The following is a 14,294-nucleotide window of genomic DNA, read 5'->3' as shown; positions in this document are numbered from 1 at the left end:
CAATCCTCGCTCACCTCGTCCGCCGTCGCGGGGCGCATCACATCTGCCCGGGGCGGCTGGATGTCCGCCAGCTGCTGTTCCGTAGGCGTAGGCGCTCTATGCCATCTTCGCGTGGCGATGGTCATCGAGGCCGGTGGGCGGGGTGCGCACGGCAAGGAGGGCGAGGTCGTCGTGGCCGTCGCTGGGGTTCTGGTCGGCCAACGTGCGGCACAGTTCCTCCAGGGGCAGTCGTGCGTGGGCGGCGGCGGTGGCCGCAAGCCACCGCAGTCCGGCATCCAGAGGGCGGTCGGGGTGTTCGATCAGACCGTCGGTGAACAGCAGCACCGTGTCCCCGGCCACGAGAGCATGGGTGTGGTCGGGGCGTGGCAGACGAGTGTCGACGCCCAGCGGCACCCCGGGCTCGGCGTGCAGGTAGCGGGTGCGGCCGTCGGCGGTGAGGAGCAGGGGTGGAAGGTGGCCGGCCGTCGACCAGTGCAGGCGCCAGCCGTCGCCATCGGGTTCGATGCGGGCCAGGCAAGCGGTGGTGACGGGGACGTCAGTGGTGGCGTGGAGGGTGATATCGAGCCGGTCCAGAACCAGGCTCGGCGGGGTGCGCCGGTCGTAGAGCAGGGCGCGGAGCATGTTGCGGGTCTGCGCCATGGCGGCGGCCGCGGTCAGGTCGTGGCCGAGTACGTCGCCGATGATCGCGGCGCACGCGCCGTCCGGGAGCAGCAGGGCGTCGTACCAGTCGCCGCCCAGGTGGTGGCCGGGCGCGGTGGCCGCCCGGTAGACCGCGGCCGCGGTGAACGGCGTCAGATCGGGCAAGGTGGGCAGCAGCAGGCGCTGGAAGTGGTCGGCGGAGGTGCGTATCTGCTCATACAGGCGGGCGTTCTCGATGGCGATGCCGGCGGCCCCGGCCAGCGCGAGAACGACCGCCTCGTCCTGTTCGCCGAACGGCCGGCCATCGCGCCGATCGGACAGGTAGAGGTTGCCGTAGATGCGCCCGCGCACGCCGATCGCCACTCCGAGCAGGGTGCGCATCGGCGGATGTCCTGTGGGGAAGCCGACCGCGTCCCGGTGGCGCGGCACGTCGTCCACGCGCAGCGGCTCGCGCTGCTCGATCATAAGCGCGAGCAGACCGCGGCCGTGCGGCGGGTCGACTCCGGCCAAGCGCTGACGCTCGATGTCGCTCAGGCCGAGCGGGATGAACGCCTCCAGCTCCTCCCCCTCCTCCTTCAGCACGGTCAGGGCGCCATAGCGGGCGTCCACCAGGTGCATCGCGGCGCTCACCAGCCGGCGCAGCACGACCGGCAGCTCCAGCTCCCGGCTGACCGCGAGCACCGCGTCCAGCAACGCCTGCATCCGTGCCTGAGCTCGGGTGAGTTGTTGGAACTGCTCGGCGATGCTGCCCAGGTCCATGTCCCAGGCCGGGCCGGGCATCGCCGGCCGTGGCTGACGCCGGGGGCGTTCGTCGCCGCTCATCGGCACCTCACCCCTTCCCGGCGTTGTTGGGGTACGGCGACCGGATACGGCCACACCACTCACCCTAGAGCTCCGGCAGCCCGTCCGCCCCCGTCGTGAGCACGGTCGGCGCGCGGCTACCGCAGGGGACGGCGACACTCGCGACTGCGTGCACGGGCACTGGGGCTGCCCAGGCGCGCCACGATGTCGGGCCGAGCGGGGGTGGAAGGGGCGCGCCCGCTCGGCCCGGCCGGTGATTCACGCGTGCCGGTGGCCCCGGTGCGAGTTGAACTCGGCCCAGTCGTGGTCCCACCGCGCGCTGCGCCGCACCTCCAGCCGTACCCGAGCGACCCACCAGCCACCCAGCACCAGCACGCCCGCACCGGCCCCGGCTGCCGCCCCCAGCGCGGCTGCCTGGGTTCTGGCCTGAGCGGGGGTGGGCGGCGCGGGGTGGTTGCGGCCGGCGTCGTCGAGCCACACCGTGGCGGGAGAGCCCGCCCGGCTGCCCGCGGCCACCGACGCCGGGCCGGACCTGGAGGTGCCGCTGGGCGTGGTCCACCGCACGATCGCGCTGACCCGGTCGTCGGTCGCCAGGACGGAGAACCGTACCGGCGTCGGCTCTGGGGCGTCCCCGACAAGGCGGGCCGTGGTGCGGTGCAGCCCCCGGGCCTCATCGAGAGCGGAATGCTCGGCGACGGCAGCCGTCGCCACGCCCAGAGCCGGCACCGCGAGGAGGAGCAGGGCCGCCGCTGCCACGCCGAGCCAGGCTTCGGCGACGTCGGAGCGCCGCCTGAGCGGGTTGCGCCGCCAGCGCCACAGCAGCAACCTGCCACCGCGTTTCAGCATGCGTGTGTCCCTCCGTGTGCAAGCGGCATCAGGCTTCACTCCGTCACAGTGACGGAGGCGTCATCGGCCGGCCAGAGCCCACAAGGCCGTCGTGTTGGGGCCGTTCGGCCCCAACGTTGGAGTGATGACGCCGCGGCGTCCCCGCGGGGCATCGTGGCGCGGGCGCGCCGAACACCTGGCACGAGCTGTTGCCCGCGAGTGTCCTGCTCTGCCCGGTCTGGGACCGGTCAGGCTGCGGCGGGGCCACTGGCAGTGGCGGGTTCCGGGGCGGGCAGCATGGTCAGCAGCATGATGCTGGGTTCGGTGGCGCGCACGGTGTGCGGCAGACGGGCGGGCAGGTGGATCCAACTGCCGGGCGTGGCCTCGGTCTTCTCCTCGCCGAGGATGAGGTCGAGGCGGCCTTTGACGACCTGGATGACCACGGGCAGGGCGGAGGTGTGCTCGGTCAGTTCCTGGCCGGCGGCGAAGGCGAAGCCGACCACGCGCAGGCGGTCGTCGCGGTACAGGACGCGGCTGAGAGTGCCGTCCTCGGGCACGGTCAGGTCGGCGGCCAGGTCGGTGATCACGGTGGCATTCATCTGGGTACCTCCTCAGGGCTGGTGCGGGGTGGGGACGGCGAGCAGACCGATCGCGCCCAGGTGGGCGCCGTGGCGCTGGAAGACGCGGCGCATGTGCAGCACACGGCGCAGTGCGGACGGGTTGCGCAGGGCCCGGCCGGCGATGCGCAGCGCGGGGATCAGCCCTTCGTCGGCGACGAGGCGGCGTGGTTCGAGCAGTGCCATCGGTGCGGTCTTGTGGGCGGTGACGGTGAAGCCCTCGTCGGCGAGGAGCTCACGCCAGGCGGTGGGGGTCAGGGGGCGGGCGCCGACGTGGATGGCCTCGTGCAGGTCATGGGTGATCTGTTCGGCGAGTGCCGGGTCGAGGTCGTCGGGCAGCAGGCATAGTTCGTGGATGGCGTACCGGCCGGTGGCCTCGTCGAGGAGGCGGCGTGCTTCCCGTACGATGCGCCGCTTGGCGGGTTCGGGCTGCATGGTCAGCATCGCCTCGCCGTATACGACGGTGGCGTCGCCGTCCGGCAGCCGGGTGTCCGCGGCGTCCGACCGTACGGCGCGCACCTGGGTCGGGCCCAGGGCGGCGAGGGCGCTGAGTGCGGCGACGGCGGTGGCGTCGCGGTCGACGGCGGTGTAGGCGGCCGGGTGGCGGGCGAGGGTCAGCCGGGCGGTCGCGCCGAGGCCCGCGGCCAGCTCCACCACTCGGTCTTCCGGGTCCACGCCCAGGGCGTCCATCATCCAGCGGGTCAGCTCCACACCGCCGGGGCGCAGCACGCGCTTGCCCAGGCGGGCCAGCAGCCAGTGGCCGGGCATGCGGGCGGCGTCCAGTCCGTCGCCGGGAAGGGGGATGGTCTTCTGCAGGGCCGAATGGTCGGTCGATGCCATGTTCGTGCCTCGCTCTCTGCCTGCACCGGTGGTACTTAGGTGAACCTAACTCGGAGTGGTCGTGGGGTGCGGGGGCCGAACGTCCCGATCACAGGGCCCAGTGGGCCCGTCTCGGCCGGCGGCGTCAGCAGCCCGGAAGCACCTCTTCACGAGCAAGCGGACTACCCCGCTACCAGGCCGGGTGGACCGTGCGGTTCATGGCTTGCCTGTATATTCCGGCGCCCCGTGGTGCCTGCTATCCGTCGTGGAACAGGTCCGAGCTGAGGCAACGCTCCCCGGTGCGGGCAGGACGACCATGATCAGGGCGCCCTTGTGCCGTGGATGGTGGGTGATGGTGGCGGCCGAGTGGAGGGCGGCTCCGCCGGAGAGTCCGGTGAGGAAGCCCTCGGTGCGGGCGAGGCGGCGGGCCTCGGGCAGGTCGGCGCGGCAGACGGTGTCGTAGATCTCGGTGTCGAGGACGTCGAGGACGAAGCCGGCGCCGAGCGCCTGGGTGCGGTGCGGGCCGGGGGTGCCGCCGGATAGGACGGTTGACTCCGCCGGTTCCACGGCCACCACGGTGATGTCGGACTCATTCTCCTTGAGGACCGGCCCAACGCTGGTCACGGTGCCGCCGACGGCCGATGCCGGCCACCAGCATGTCAACCTGCCCGGCGGTGTCCTGCCAGATCTCCTGGGCTGTGGTACAGCGGTGGGCGTCGGAGTTGGCCGGGTGGCGCTGCGTCGCCGACTCGCTCAGGGTGCTCGCCCAGCCCGAGCCGGTAGCGCAGCAGTAGCAAGGAGGTGGTGTCGGCGACGGGAGCCAGACGGGTCAGCAGAGCCCGAATGGCGGGATCGTCTCCGGCGCGGACGGCGATGACAATACCGCTGATGAGTTCACGTACTGGTTCCGCAACGGGATGGCTGTCCACAAGGGGGGCCGCTGGGTTGCTGTCCATGCTCTCCTTTACCCGGTCTGCGTACGGGTAGCGTCACCCGTTCGAGGGCTACAGGGTCGGACGACGTGACCGGGACCGCTGCCCGCCAACTGTGAATCAAAATTCGCCAGGTATCCAGCAACATCACACCCACGAGGTACAGACAGTCCACCTCGGTCTGCCGCCGCATCCACAGCGGCGCGACGACCCAGCACCGGTCGGCGGGCAGTACGACTCGCAACGGGCTCTCGACAGCCGCCCGGTCATCGACATGGCGCGCGGTGTGCTGGCGGCGACGTACCACTGCTCAGCTGACCAAGCCTTCGATTTCCTGGTGCGGGCCTCCCAGCACGCCAACGTGAAACTGCGGCTGATCGCGCAGGTACTGGTGGACACCACACAGGGCAAGGAGCTGTCCGAACCGGTGCGCGCTCACGTGAGAGCGGCCGTGGACGTGGTCTGCGGCACGGATAGGCAGGCCAGGAGTGCTGTCAGCACGGGCGGGTAGCTGGTTGAGTGGCTGGCGAGGATGCGGCGGTGTGCCTGGGGAGGTCAGCGCCGCATCCTCGCGTTCCGGCCGCATGGACAGTCCTGGGGCGGTCACCCGGCCAGTGCGGGGTTAAGAAGCAGCCTCGAAGGGCCCTTCGCGGCAGTGTGGTGCGGAGGGCCCGCCCCTTTGACCGGACACGCCAGCGTCACGAGAACGCGGTGGCATGATCTGCCTTCTTGCGGGCAGGCGGCTGTGGTGTCACGTGTGCCTGCCGAATGCGCCTCGCAGGTGAGTTCTGCCCTGACCCAGGCCGGCTTTGATGTCCTGGGAGACACGGACACCGGCGTCCCCGGGCTGCGGGTGACCGAGGTGCCAGAGGGTGCATTGGTCAGTTGGACTGCCTCGGACGGGTTCACCTCGCTGGCCCGCGAACAAGCCGGACGCGCTGGAAGCGACGACAGCATGAGAGTGATCGTGCAGGCCGCAGTGACAGGGCTGCTGGTCCAGCTCGGACACACCGTCGCCGAAGCCACCGACCAAGGCGACGTGGTGGTCCTTGCCGACACGGCGGCATGACATCGATCCCCGCAGCCGGACACCACAGGCCCCCGGCGGTCTGCCATGACGTCCCTGGGGCCCGGCTCGGGGGGCGCCCCATCCAAGGACGCCTCGCTTCCCGCCGTCACGCAGGCCGGCTGCGGGCGGCTCCGCCCCGGCCGCGCAGGGTGACGCCGGCGTCGGTGAGGATGCGGTGGACGAAGCCGTACGAACGCCCGGTACCTTCGGCCAGCGTGCGGATGGAGGCGCCGCTCTCGTACGCCTTCTTCAAGTCGACGGCGAGCTTGTCGCGTGCCGCGCCGGTGACCCTCGTGCCCTTGCCTACCATGGCTTGTCTCCTTCACCGATCATTCTGGAAGGTGATCATCCCGTATCCCTGGGGTGTCTCCCGCTGCTGCTGGTCGTCGCTGAGTTGTCCGCCGACGAACTGCCGGGCCCCGCGCTGCTGGACGCGGCTCAGACCGACGCCGCCTGGGGGGTACGGGCGGCATCGAGCACCTCGGACAGGGGTAGAGCCAGGGCGGCGGCGAGTTCGGCCAGCTCCTCTTGTGTGGGATGGACGGGGCCGCCAGCGCCTTCCTGGGCGAAGACACGGATGCGCGGGGTGCGGATACCGGTCCGCGCGGCAAGCGTCTGCGCGTTCAGATGACGGCGGTGCATCCCCTGCTGCAGCAACTGCGAAAGATCAGCCATCCCCTTCTCCTGCCCGAGTCCGACGACTTCATCCGCTCCGGGAGCCACACGGGCGGCCACCGCCCAGGAACTCACTGCTGGCGGACCACCCCGCATCCTTGGACCGGGCACCACGTCGCTCTTGCCGAGTCTGGCCCGCTCGATCGCGGACCGCCGTCGCCGCGACCAGAGGATCCAGGTACGACGTCAGAAAGCTCCGACAGATGAAATCCCTTCCAGACCAAGGCGGTGTCGCGGGTCCCTGAAGACTGACCCCCAGGAGTAGGCCGGACGGTCCTGATCGTCACCTGTGGTGGGGGACCAACAGTCCTGGACAAAGGGGCTGTTCGGCCCGAGCGCTGCCTTCTGCGGTCCGGACATGCTGCTTTCCGAGACCGAACGGGAGGAGGCCACGGACCGCCGCTTCCACCTGCCGGCTGTGCGTTCTCCATACTCTGAGGCCGCGGTTGGAAGCGGCGCCTTCCGGCTCGGTCACCGTCCGGCCGCCTGCCACACCCGTCCCGGGTGGCCGGACGTACCCGGCCCGCTCGACGACGGTGCCGAGTGCTGCGCTGCGCCATCTCGGCCGTCGGCCGCCGCGACGGGTTGTCGTGTCCCGCGGCTCAGCAGCCGCCGCGAAGCTCCTTCGCCGGACGGTCGCCTTCTGCAACCGCTGATCCTCTGCCCCACCATGGCGAAGGCGGTACGTCCCGCAATCCGTCACGTGCGTTCTGGACGTACGCCTGCGGGTCTGAGGCCGACTCGTTGCTGTGGGCCGTGTGGCGCCGGGTGATGAGGCCGACAGGCCCATGCCCGAGGGCCGAAAGCCCCAGGTCTTTCCAAGGTAGGCAAGCCTAGCCTCGCCTTGTTGGTGATCGACTGCTGGGCAGACTCGCCCAGCACTATGGGGTGGAGACGCACATGAGTGGCACGGATTGTGTCTTCGACGAGGCATGCGGTCAGGGGATCAGCGTCATCGATGGCCTACCGCCCACTCTGGCGGACTTGGCACCCGGTGCCTGCGCCGTAGTGATCGGGGTCGTCGCCGAGAGTCAGCCCGCCGTTGTCCGCCGGCTGCGCGACCTCGGATTCAGCCCGGGCGCGGTGGTGGAGGTGGTACGCCGGGCGCCGCTGCGTGACCCGGTCCTCTACCGGGTCGCCGACTACGAGGTGTGCCTGCGCCGGGCGCAGGCGGAGTGCGTGCACGTCACCGAGGCGGAGCGGTGAACGCTGGCTGCCACGACGGCGGCGCTGCGGATGCGGCCCTGACCGAAGCACCGCGGATCGCCCTGGTCGGTGCCCCCAACTCGGGCAAGACCAGCGTCTTCAACGGCCTCACGGGTCTGCGCGCCAAGACCGGCAACTACCCCGGGGTGACCGTGTCCCGCTTCGTCGGAGAAGCCCGGACGGGCCGCCACCGGCACGCGGTCGAGGACCTGCCGGGCACCTACAGCCTGGAGCCGATCAGCCCGGACGAGCAGATCACCGTCGACGTACTGGACGGGCGACTCGAGGGAGCCGACCGTCCCGACGCGCTGCTCGTCGTGGCGGACGCCACTACGCTGCGGCGCTCCCTCGGCTTCCTCGCCCAGGTCATGGCCCGCGGACTGCCGACCTGTGTCGTGGTGACCTTCACCGATGAACTGGCCCGCCGTCAGGGCCGATTGGACATCGACGCGCTCGCTCAGGCGCTCGGCGTACCGGCACTGCCCGTCGTCGGCCACCGCGGGCTGGGTATCACGCAGCTGCGCGAACAGCTCACCACGTGGCGCACCTGGCAGACGCCGGCCGTACCACCGCCCACCGAACCCGGCGAGCGGGACGCCTGGTCGGAGTCGGTCCTGTCCTTCGCCGGCTACCGGCCCCCGGAACGCCACCGGATCACCCAGCGCGTGGATGCGGTGCTGCTGCATCCGCTGTGGGGGACGGTGGCGTTCTTCGCCGTGATGGCGCTGTTCTTCGAGACCGTCTTCACCGTGGCCGCCCCGCTGCAGGACGGGGTGGAGTCGCTGTTCGCGTGGCTTTCGGACCAGGTCGACGCCCACGTCAGCAGTCCGTGGCTGTCCGGGCTGCTGGGCGATGCCCTCATCGGCGGGGTGGGCGGCGTCCTGGTGTTCGTCCCGCAGATCGTGCTGCTGTTTCTGCTCCTTGCCCTGCTGGAGGGCGTGGGGTACATGGCGCGGGCGGCGTTCCTGATGGACCGGGTGATGGCCCGCGCCGGGCTGGAGGGCAGGGCCTTCGTGGCGCTGCTCTCCTCGTTCGCCTGCGCGATCCCCGGCATCATGGCCACCCGCACCCTGCCCTCGGCCAAGGACCGCTTGGCCACCATGATGGCCGCCCCGCTGATGACCTGCTCGGCGCGCCTGCCGGTCTACGTGCTGCTCATCGGCATGCTCGTCGACCCGTCCGCGCGCGTCGGCCCGTTCGGCGCGCAGGGCCTGGTCCTGTTCGGTCTCTACCTGCTGGGCGCGGTCTCGGCGCTGCTGGCCGCCTGGGTGTTCAAGAAGCTCGGCGACCGCCGCGGCCAGCCGGTGCCGTTCTTCATGGAGCTGCCGCCCTACCGGCTGCCCGCCCCGCGTGCGGTGCTGGTGGCGATGTGGTCCTCCGCGCGCGCCTTCCTGCGCAAGTGCACGACCGTCATCGTCGCCACCAGCATCGTCCTGTGGCTGCTGCTGAACCTGCCGCTGCACACGGACACGCAACTGCGCGCGGCCGGAGTCGACACCACCAGTTCCACGGCGGTGTCCGCCTACACCGTCGACCACAGCTACGCCGCCGGCCTCGGCCGCGCGGTGGCCCCCGTCTTCGACCCGCTGGGCTTCGACTGGCGCATCAACGTCGGTGTGCTGTCGGCCCAGGGCGCCCGGGAGACCTTCGTCGCCACCCTCGGACAGGTCGCCGCCGCCGAGCATGCCGAACAGCCGGCACAGGCCCTGCAGGCCATGGCCTATCCCGACGGGCCCCGGGCAGGGCAGCGGGTGTTCACCGCGCCCACCATCGCCGCGCTGCTGGTCTACTTCGTCTACGCGCTGCAGTGCATGGCCACCGTGGCGGTCCTGCGCCGGGAGACCGGCAGCTGGAGATGGCCGGCGGTCGCCTTCACCTACCTGACCGTCCTGGCCTGGCTGATGGCCTACCTGGCCCGCACGGCCACTGCCCTGCTGGGCGGGTGAGCAACGGCCATGATCCCCCTGCACCCCCAGCAGGTCCCTGGCAGGTCCGACCGGCTGCGCTGGGTCATCCCCGCCGGAATCCTCACCGGCACCGGCGCACTCGCCGAGGTACCCGAACCGCTGGCCGCACTGCTGAGCGACGGCACCCTCGCGCAGATCGCCCTGGAAGGCGAGGCCGTCGTCACCTGCCTCGGCGCGGACCGCACCTGGCCCGGGGAGGGCGCCCGGGTGCGCACCGCGCTGCACGCCGCTCTCGACGACCCCGCCGGATGGATCCCGGCCACCGGCATCGCCCCCTGCGACGACGACGCCCTGCTGTACGGCGCGGCGCGTGAGGTTCTCGCCGGACCGGTGGGTGACTTCGCCCGGTCCCACGGCGGCAGCATCGACCTCGTCGGCGTACGCGATGGCATCGTCACCGTCCGCCTCGGCGGTGCCTGCCACGGCTGCCCCGCCTCCTGGTTCACGCTGCACCAGCGCCTGGAATGTCAGCTGCGGCGGCGTCATCCCGGTCTGCGCGAAGTCCGTAACGCCGCCTCACAGGTGAGCCTGTTCGGTCGGTCGTACGACTCCCCCGAGGCACCCTCCTGACCGGGTCGGCTCAAAGCAGGCCCCTACGCCCCTGACGTTGCCGATTGTCTGCAGGGTCAAAGACGCAGGGGCCCGGGCGGGACTGGCTGCCGAGAAGCTCGCTATACGGCCGCGGGGCCGGGGCCCTGGTCGGCTTCGCCTGCCCACCGGGCGGCGAGTTCGCCGGCCTGCCGGGCTGCGGCGGCCACCGCGGCAGGACCGCCGCCTGCCTGCGCGGCCGCGTACCCGACCAGGAAGGTCGTCAGCGGAGCGGCGGGCCGGGCGACGCCGTGAGCAGCGTCACCCGCAAGGGCGAGGAGGAGGGCGCGGTCGACTTCGAGGTCGATGCCCAGGTCGGCCTGGAGAGCGGCCGTCCATTCCTGCAGTACGTCGTCCATGATCGTTGTTCTCTCGTTCGTGTGACCGTGAGCTGCTCGTGCGAAGTGCGCTGGCCGGTTAGATCAGGCTGCTCCAGTAGGGCCAGAAGCGGGTGAGAACGAGCAGCACGATCACCCCGTACCAGGCGCCGAGGAGCATCCAGTGCGTATCCCGCACAACCACCAGCACACCCGGGGGCACCGGAACGATGCCCTGCTCCAGGCAGTGCACGGTGACGTACCAGAACAGGGCGATAGTGACCACCCAGACGACGGCGCAGTACGGGCAGAGCTTGTTGAGCTCGTACAGCGACTGCCAGATCAGCCAGTGCGCGAACACCACCCCCACCAGTGCACCGGCATCCAGCGCGAGCCACAGCCGACGGTGCAGACGCGTCCCCGTGAGCACGGCGATACCCAGGGCGGCCACGGCGGCGAAGGCACCCAGTCCGAGGAGCATGTTGGGGAAGCCGAGCAGGCTGCCCTGCGGGCTGGACATGACGCTGCCGCAGCTCACGATGGGGCTGATGTTGCAGGGCGGTTGGTAGGCGGGGTCGCGCAGCAGCCGCCAGTCGTCCACCGTGAGCTGGAACGAGGCGAGCCAGCCGACGATCCCGGCCAGCAGCATCACCAGGCCGGTCCGGCGGCTTCCCCCAACTGACTGCGAGCGCCGCCCGGTCGCGGCGCCGTCCGGCGCGAGGGCCGATTCCTGACTCATGCCACTCACCGGGAGCCGGAGGCCGACCGGGGCCGGCCCGAGTTCGTCGATGCCGCAATCGTTGTGGCCCGCCGCCGGTAGACCAGGTACGGGCGGGCCAGGTACCCGATCGGGGCGCTCCATACGTGGACGAGGCGGGTGAAGGGCCAGGCGGCGAAGAGCAAGAAGGCGCTCAAGGCGTGCAGCTGGAACAGCAGCGGTGCGCCGGCGATCGCCTCCGGGTGCGGCTGGAGGACCAACAGGCCGCGGAACCAGACGGAGACGGTTGCGCGGTAGTCGTAGCCGGGGCCGAACACGTTGTGCGCAGCGGTGGCGGTGATGCCGAGTAGGACGGTGGCGGACAGCAGCGGGAAGAGGAGTTTGTCGCTGCGGTCGGTGGTCAGCCGGATCCGGCGGGTCAGCAGCCGGCGGGCGCACAGCATGCCGAGCCCCGCGACCATGGCGATGCCCGCAACCGAACCCGCCCAGACGGCCGTGGTGTGGTAGCTGTTCTCGGAGATGCCGACGGCCTCGGTCCACGAGTCGGGAATGGCGAGACCCACGATGTGCCCGGCGATCACCATGAAGGCGCCGAGGTGGAACAGCGGGCTGCCCCAGCGCAGCCAGCGGCGTTCGAGGAGCTGGCTGGTGTGCGTGGTCCAGCCGAACTGGTCCTGCCGGTAGCGCCAGACATGGCCGACCACGAACACCGCGAGGCAGATGTACGGGACGGCCACCCACAACAGGAGGTCGGTACCGCTCACCGGCGCGGCAGCCGACGGGGAGAGGGACGCTGCGTTCATCGGCTGCCTTCCATAGGGCTGGTGGTCGTGCCGGCGGGCGGCACCCGGGTCGGCGCAGCGGCCATCGGCGGCACGAACGTGCCTGGAGGGGCGAACTCGCCTTCCCCATAGGTGCCGTAGGGGTCGAGGCCGACTTCCTCGTTCGGCGGGCCCTCGGCGACGAGCTGGGCCACCGCCGCTCGGTCGGCCTCGGTGGGGGGCGGCAGCAGGGTGAGCAGCGCGGCCAGGACGTGCCGGTACGGCGAGTCGGCGTCGGTCAGCGCGCGGTGGATCAGCTCAAGCCCGCGGCGGTGCTGGCGCAGCGGGGCCTCGCCGCCGCCCGGGCCCGCCAGGGCGGCGAACTCCAGCACGACCGGCAGGTGGTCGGGCAGTTCACCCCCGTCGATGTCCCAGCCCGCGGCCTTGTACCTCTGGTTCAAAGTGAGCAGGGCCATGCCCCGGCGGCGGGTGTCGCCGTGCAGGTAGTAGGTCAGGTAGAGGCTGCTCTTGCGGCGCAGGTCGAACATCTCGACGTAGTGCCGCTCCAGCGCCTCCGCATCCTGGCCGGCGAGCCAGGTGGTGAAGGCGGCCAGGTCCTCGGCGGCCGGCGAGGGAGGCAGGCTCTCGATGGACGCGGTCAACACTGGGCGGCAGGCAGTCAGTTCGGCGTCCGGATACTGCAGCAGCAGCGAGCACAGCCGCAGCAGCAGGGTGCGCGCCTCCACCTCCTCGGGTGTGAGGCGGGCCGGGCGGCGTACAGCGGCGCGGACACGGGTGCGCACGAGGGCGGGAATGGTTGTGGGCAGCGGGCTCACGACTGGCCTCCGGCGGTCTTGCGACGCAGGGTGGGGATGCCGAGCATGACCTTGCGGGGCTCGTCCGGCTCACCGGAGGTCTCGACCGGGCAGCGGTTCTCCATCGCGGTCAGCGCGGCGGCGTCCTCCTTGTGCGCGGCGGGGACGACGTACCGGTCCTGGTACTTGGCGATGGCGAGCAGGCGGTGCAGATCCTCCGCCTCACGTGCGGTGAGACCCACGGCCTTGAGCGCGGCCTCGTCGCCGGCCTCACCGAGGGTGCGTTCGCGCATGTACGAGCGCAGGGCGGTGAGTTTCATCAGCACCCCCGCGACGACGTCCGCGTCCCCGGCGGTGAACAGTTCCGCCAGGTACTCCAGCGGGATGCGCAGCCGGGTGACGGCGGCGAAGACGTGGTCCGGGTCGTCCTGGTTTCCGCCCGTCGCGTCGACGGCGTCCAGGACGGGCGAGAGCGGGGGCACGTACCAGACCATCGGCATCGTCCGGTACTCCGGGTGCAGCGGCAGCGCCACCTTGTACCGCATGACCAGGTCGTACACCGGCGAGCGGCGGGCGGCCTCCAGCCAGTCCTCGGGGATACCGGCCTCCCGCGCCGCCGCGATCACATCGGGGTCGTGCGGGTCGAGGAAGACACCGCGCTGCGCGTCGAGGAGGTCCTTCTCGTCGGGGGTGGCGGCGGCCTCGCCGACACGGTCGGCGTCGTACAGCAGCAGCCCGAGGTAGCGCAGCCGGCCGACGCAGGTCTCGGAGCACACGGTGGGCTGGCCGGCCTCGATGCGCGGGAAGCAGAAGGTGCACTTCTCGGCCTTGCCGGTGGCGTGGTTGACGTACACCTTCTTGTACGGGCACGCCGTCACGCACATCCGCCAGCCGCGGCAGCGGTCCTGGTCGACCAGGACGATGCCGTCCTCGACCCGCTTGTACATCGCCCCCGACGGGCAGGCCGACACGCAGGCCGGGTTGAGGCAGTGCTCGCACAGCCGGGGGAGGTGGAAGAGGAAGGTCTGCTCGAACTCGAACTTCACCTTCTCCGCCCATTCCCCTGTCAGGTTGGGGTCGTCGCCCGCGTTCTCGGGCGCGCCGCCCAGGCCGTCCTCCCAGTTGGCGCCCCAGGTGATGGCGGTGGGTTTGCCGGTGAGCACCGAGCGCGGGCGGGCGACGGGCATGTCCTTGCCGGCCGGGGCGCTGATGAGGTTGTCGTAGTCGTAGGTGACCGGCTCGTAGTAGTCCTCGATGGACGGCAGGTCGGGGTTGGAGAAGATCGACAGCAGCCGCTTGAGGCGTCCGCCGGAGCGCAGGACGAGGCGTCCGCGCTTGTCGAGCATCCAGCCGCCCTTCCACTGCTCCTGGTCCTCGTAGCGGCGTGGGTAGCCAACTCCCGGCTTTGTCTCGACGTTGTTGAACCAGGCGTACTCGACGCCGGTGCGGTTGGTCCACGTCTGCTTGCAGGTGACCGAGCACGTGTGGCAGCCGATGCACTTGTCGAGGTTCATCACCATCGCGATCTGGGCCATCACTCGCATG

At 71.1% G+C, this 14,294-nt stretch carries 17 protein-coding genes; 5 read left to right on the top strand and 12 right to left on the bottom strand.

The window, feature by feature from the left end; genetic code table 11:
• Window positions 1-96: 96 nt before the first annotated feature.
• From ACF07B_RS21260 to ACF07B_RS21240, 5 genes are all read right to left on the bottom strand, one after another.
• Window positions 97-1,461: a PP2C family protein-serine/threonine phosphatase gene (locus tag ACF07B_RS21260; RefSeq protein ID WP_392180058.1), complete on the bottom strand. Its 1,365-nt coding sequence runs from the start codon at window positions 1,459-1,461 to the stop codon at window positions 97-99.
• Between the two features lie 237 nt (window positions 1,462-1,698).
• Window positions 1,699-2,286 (bottom strand): hypothetical protein, encoded by a 588-nt coding sequence (locus ACF07B_RS21255; protein ID WP_392180057.1) that lies wholly within the window; start codon window positions 2,284-2,286, stop codon window positions 1,699-1,701.
• A gap of 227 nt (window positions 2,287-2,513) precedes the next feature.
• A complete protein-coding gene (locus ACF07B_RS21250) occupies window positions 2,514-2,864 on the bottom strand; it encodes a cupin domain-containing protein (protein WP_392180056.1) in 351 nt (116 codons plus the stop codon).
• 12 nt (window positions 2,865-2,876) lie between these two features.
• Window positions 2,877-3,722, bottom strand: coding sequence for a class I SAM-dependent methyltransferase (locus ACF07B_RS21245; RefSeq protein WP_392180055.1), 846 nt, complete (start codon window positions 3,720-3,722; stop codon window positions 2,877-2,879).
• Window positions 3,723-3,917: 195 nt separating this feature from the next.
• Complete coding sequence (locus ACF07B_RS21240; protein WP_392180054.1) at window positions 3,918-4,325, bottom strand: hypothetical protein; 408 nt, start codon at window positions 4,323-4,325, stop codon at window positions 3,918-3,920.
• 423 nt (window positions 4,326-4,748) lie between these two features.
• Here ACF07B_RS21240 and ACF07B_RS21235 point away from each other — a divergent pair, with 423 nt between their 5' ends.
• Both ACF07B_RS21235 and ACF07B_RS21230 read left to right on the top strand, forming a co-directional pair.
• Window positions 4,749-5,144, top strand: coding sequence for an ANTAR domain-containing protein (locus ACF07B_RS21235; RefSeq protein ID WP_392180053.1), 396 nt, complete (start codon window positions 4,749-4,751; stop codon window positions 5,142-5,144).
• A 246-nt stretch (window positions 5,145-5,390) separates the two neighbouring features.
• Window positions 5,391-5,702, top strand: coding sequence for a hypothetical protein (locus tag ACF07B_RS21230; protein WP_392180052.1), 312 nt, complete (start codon window positions 5,391-5,393; stop codon window positions 5,700-5,702).
• 106 nt (window positions 5,703-5,808) lie between these two features.
• Here ACF07B_RS21230 and ACF07B_RS21225 read toward each other — a convergent pair whose 3' ends face one another.
• Window positions 5,809-6,012: a helix-turn-helix domain-containing protein gene (locus ACF07B_RS21225; protein ID WP_392180051.1), complete on the bottom strand. Its 204-nt coding sequence runs from the start codon at window positions 6,010-6,012 to the stop codon at window positions 5,809-5,811.
• A 128-nt stretch (window positions 6,013-6,140) separates the two neighbouring features.
• Entirely contained in the window at window positions 6,141-6,377 is a 237-nt protein-coding gene (locus ACF07B_RS21220) for an XRE family transcriptional regulator (RefSeq protein ID WP_392180050.1), read from the bottom strand.
• Between the two features lie 900 nt (window positions 6,378-7,277).
• Between ACF07B_RS21220 and ACF07B_RS21215 the strand changes: the two genes are divergently transcribed.
• Genes ACF07B_RS21215 through ACF07B_RS21205 form a run of 3 tightly spaced genes read left to right on the top strand, consistent with a single transcriptional unit; the run spans window position 7,278 to window position 10,120 of the window.
• Window positions 7,278-7,583 (top strand): ferrous iron transport protein A, encoded by a 306-nt coding sequence (locus tag ACF07B_RS21215; protein ID WP_392180049.1) that lies wholly within the window; start codon window positions 7,278-7,280, stop codon window positions 7,581-7,583.
• Window positions 7,580-9,529: a ferrous iron transporter B gene (locus ACF07B_RS21210; protein WP_392180048.1), complete on the top strand. Its 1,950-nt coding sequence runs from the start codon at window positions 7,580-7,582 to the stop codon at window positions 9,527-9,529. Before ACF07B_RS21215 ends, ACF07B_RS21210 begins: the two co-directional genes overlap by 4 nt.
• A 9-nt stretch (window positions 9,530-9,538) precedes the next feature.
• Window positions 9,539-10,120, top strand: coding sequence for a NifU family protein (locus tag ACF07B_RS21205; RefSeq protein ID WP_392180047.1), 582 nt, complete (start codon window positions 9,539-9,541; stop codon window positions 10,118-10,120).
• Between the two features lie 101 nt (window positions 10,121-10,221).
• Here ACF07B_RS21205 and ACF07B_RS21200 read toward each other — a convergent pair whose 3' ends face one another.
• The 5 genes from ACF07B_RS21200 to narH are packed head-to-tail and all read right to left on the bottom strand — an operon-like array spanning window position 10,222 to window position 14,293.
• Complete coding sequence (locus ACF07B_RS21200) at window positions 10,222-10,497, bottom strand: DUF6457 domain-containing protein (protein ID WP_392180046.1); 276 nt, start codon at window positions 10,495-10,497, stop codon at window positions 10,222-10,224.
• Between the two features lie 58 nt (window positions 10,498-10,555).
• Window positions 10,556-11,194: a vitamin K epoxide reductase family protein gene (locus ACF07B_RS21195; RefSeq protein WP_392180045.1), complete on the bottom strand. Its 639-nt coding sequence runs from the start codon at window positions 11,192-11,194 to the stop codon at window positions 10,556-10,558.
• 5 nt (window positions 11,195-11,199) lie between these two features.
• Window positions 11,200-11,976: a respiratory nitrate reductase subunit gamma gene (gene narI / locus ACF07B_RS21190; RefSeq protein WP_392180044.1), complete on the bottom strand. Its 777-nt coding sequence runs from the start codon at window positions 11,974-11,976 to the stop codon at window positions 11,200-11,202.
• Window positions 11,973-12,770, bottom strand: coding sequence for a nitrate reductase molybdenum cofactor assembly chaperone (gene narJ, locus ACF07B_RS21185; RefSeq protein WP_392180043.1), 798 nt, complete (start codon window positions 12,768-12,770; stop codon window positions 11,973-11,975). The genes narI and narJ overlap by 4 nt, the downstream gene beginning before the upstream one ends.
• On the bottom strand, window positions 12,767-14,293 hold the full coding sequence (gene narH, locus ACF07B_RS21180; protein WP_392180042.1) for a nitrate reductase subunit beta: 1,527 nt from the start codon (window positions 14,291-14,293) through the stop codon (window positions 12,767-12,769). Before narH ends, narJ begins: the two co-directional genes overlap by 4 nt.
• Window position 14,294: the final 1 nt, after the last annotated feature.

Source organism: Streptomyces sp. NPDC015532 (assembly GCF_043078065.1).
Classification (GTDB): domain Bacteria; phylum Actinomycetota; class Actinomycetes; order Streptomycetales; family Streptomycetaceae; genus Streptomyces.
The sequence above is the reverse complement of the archived record's forward strand: the minus strand, read 5'-3'. Positions and strand labels throughout refer to the sequence as shown.

Coding starts and splice junctions, on each gene's coding strand:
- ACF07B_RS21260 (WP_392180058.1), bottom strand. CDS start 1,461: ATGAGCGGCGACGAACGCCCCCGGCGTCAGCCACGGCCGGCGATGCCC.
- ACF07B_RS21220 (WP_392180050.1), bottom strand. CDS start 6,377: ATGGCTGATCTTTCGCAGTTGCTGCAGCAGGGGATGCACCGCCGTCAT.
- ACF07B_RS21255 (WP_392180057.1), bottom strand. CDS start 2,286: ATGCTGAAACGCGGTGGCAGGTTGCTGCTGTGGCGCTGGCGGCGCAAC.
- ACF07B_RS21195 (WP_392180045.1), bottom strand. CDS start 11,194: ATGAGTCAGGAATCGGCCCTCGCGCCGGACGGCGCCGCGACCGGGCGG.
- narI (WP_392180044.1), bottom strand. CDS start 11,976: ATGAACGCAGCGTCCCTCTCCCCGTCGGCTGCCGCGCCGGTGAGCGGT.
- ACF07B_RS21250 (WP_392180056.1), bottom strand. CDS start 2,864: ATGAATGCCACCGTGATCACCGACCTGGCCGCCGACCTGACCGTGCCC.
- ACF07B_RS21205 (WP_392180047.1), top strand. CDS start 9,539: ATGATCCCCCTGCACCCCCAGCAGGTCCCTGGCAGGTCCGACCGGCTG.
- ACF07B_RS21225 (WP_392180051.1), bottom strand. CDS start 6,012: ATGGTAGGCAAGGGCACGAGGGTCACCGGCGCGGCACGCGACAAGCTC.
- ACF07B_RS21200 (WP_392180046.1), bottom strand. CDS start 10,497: ATGGACGACGTACTGCAGGAATGGACGGCCGCTCTCCAGGCCGACCTG.
- ACF07B_RS21215 (WP_392180049.1), top strand. CDS start 7,278: ATGAGTGGCACGGATTGTGTCTTCGACGAGGCATGCGGTCAGGGGATC.
- ACF07B_RS21245 (WP_392180055.1), bottom strand. CDS start 3,722: ATGGCATCGACCGACCATTCGGCCCTGCAGAAGACCATCCCCCTTCCC.
- narH (WP_392180042.1), bottom strand. CDS start 14,293: ATGCGAGTGATGGCCCAGATCGCGATGGTGATGAACCTCGACAAGTGC.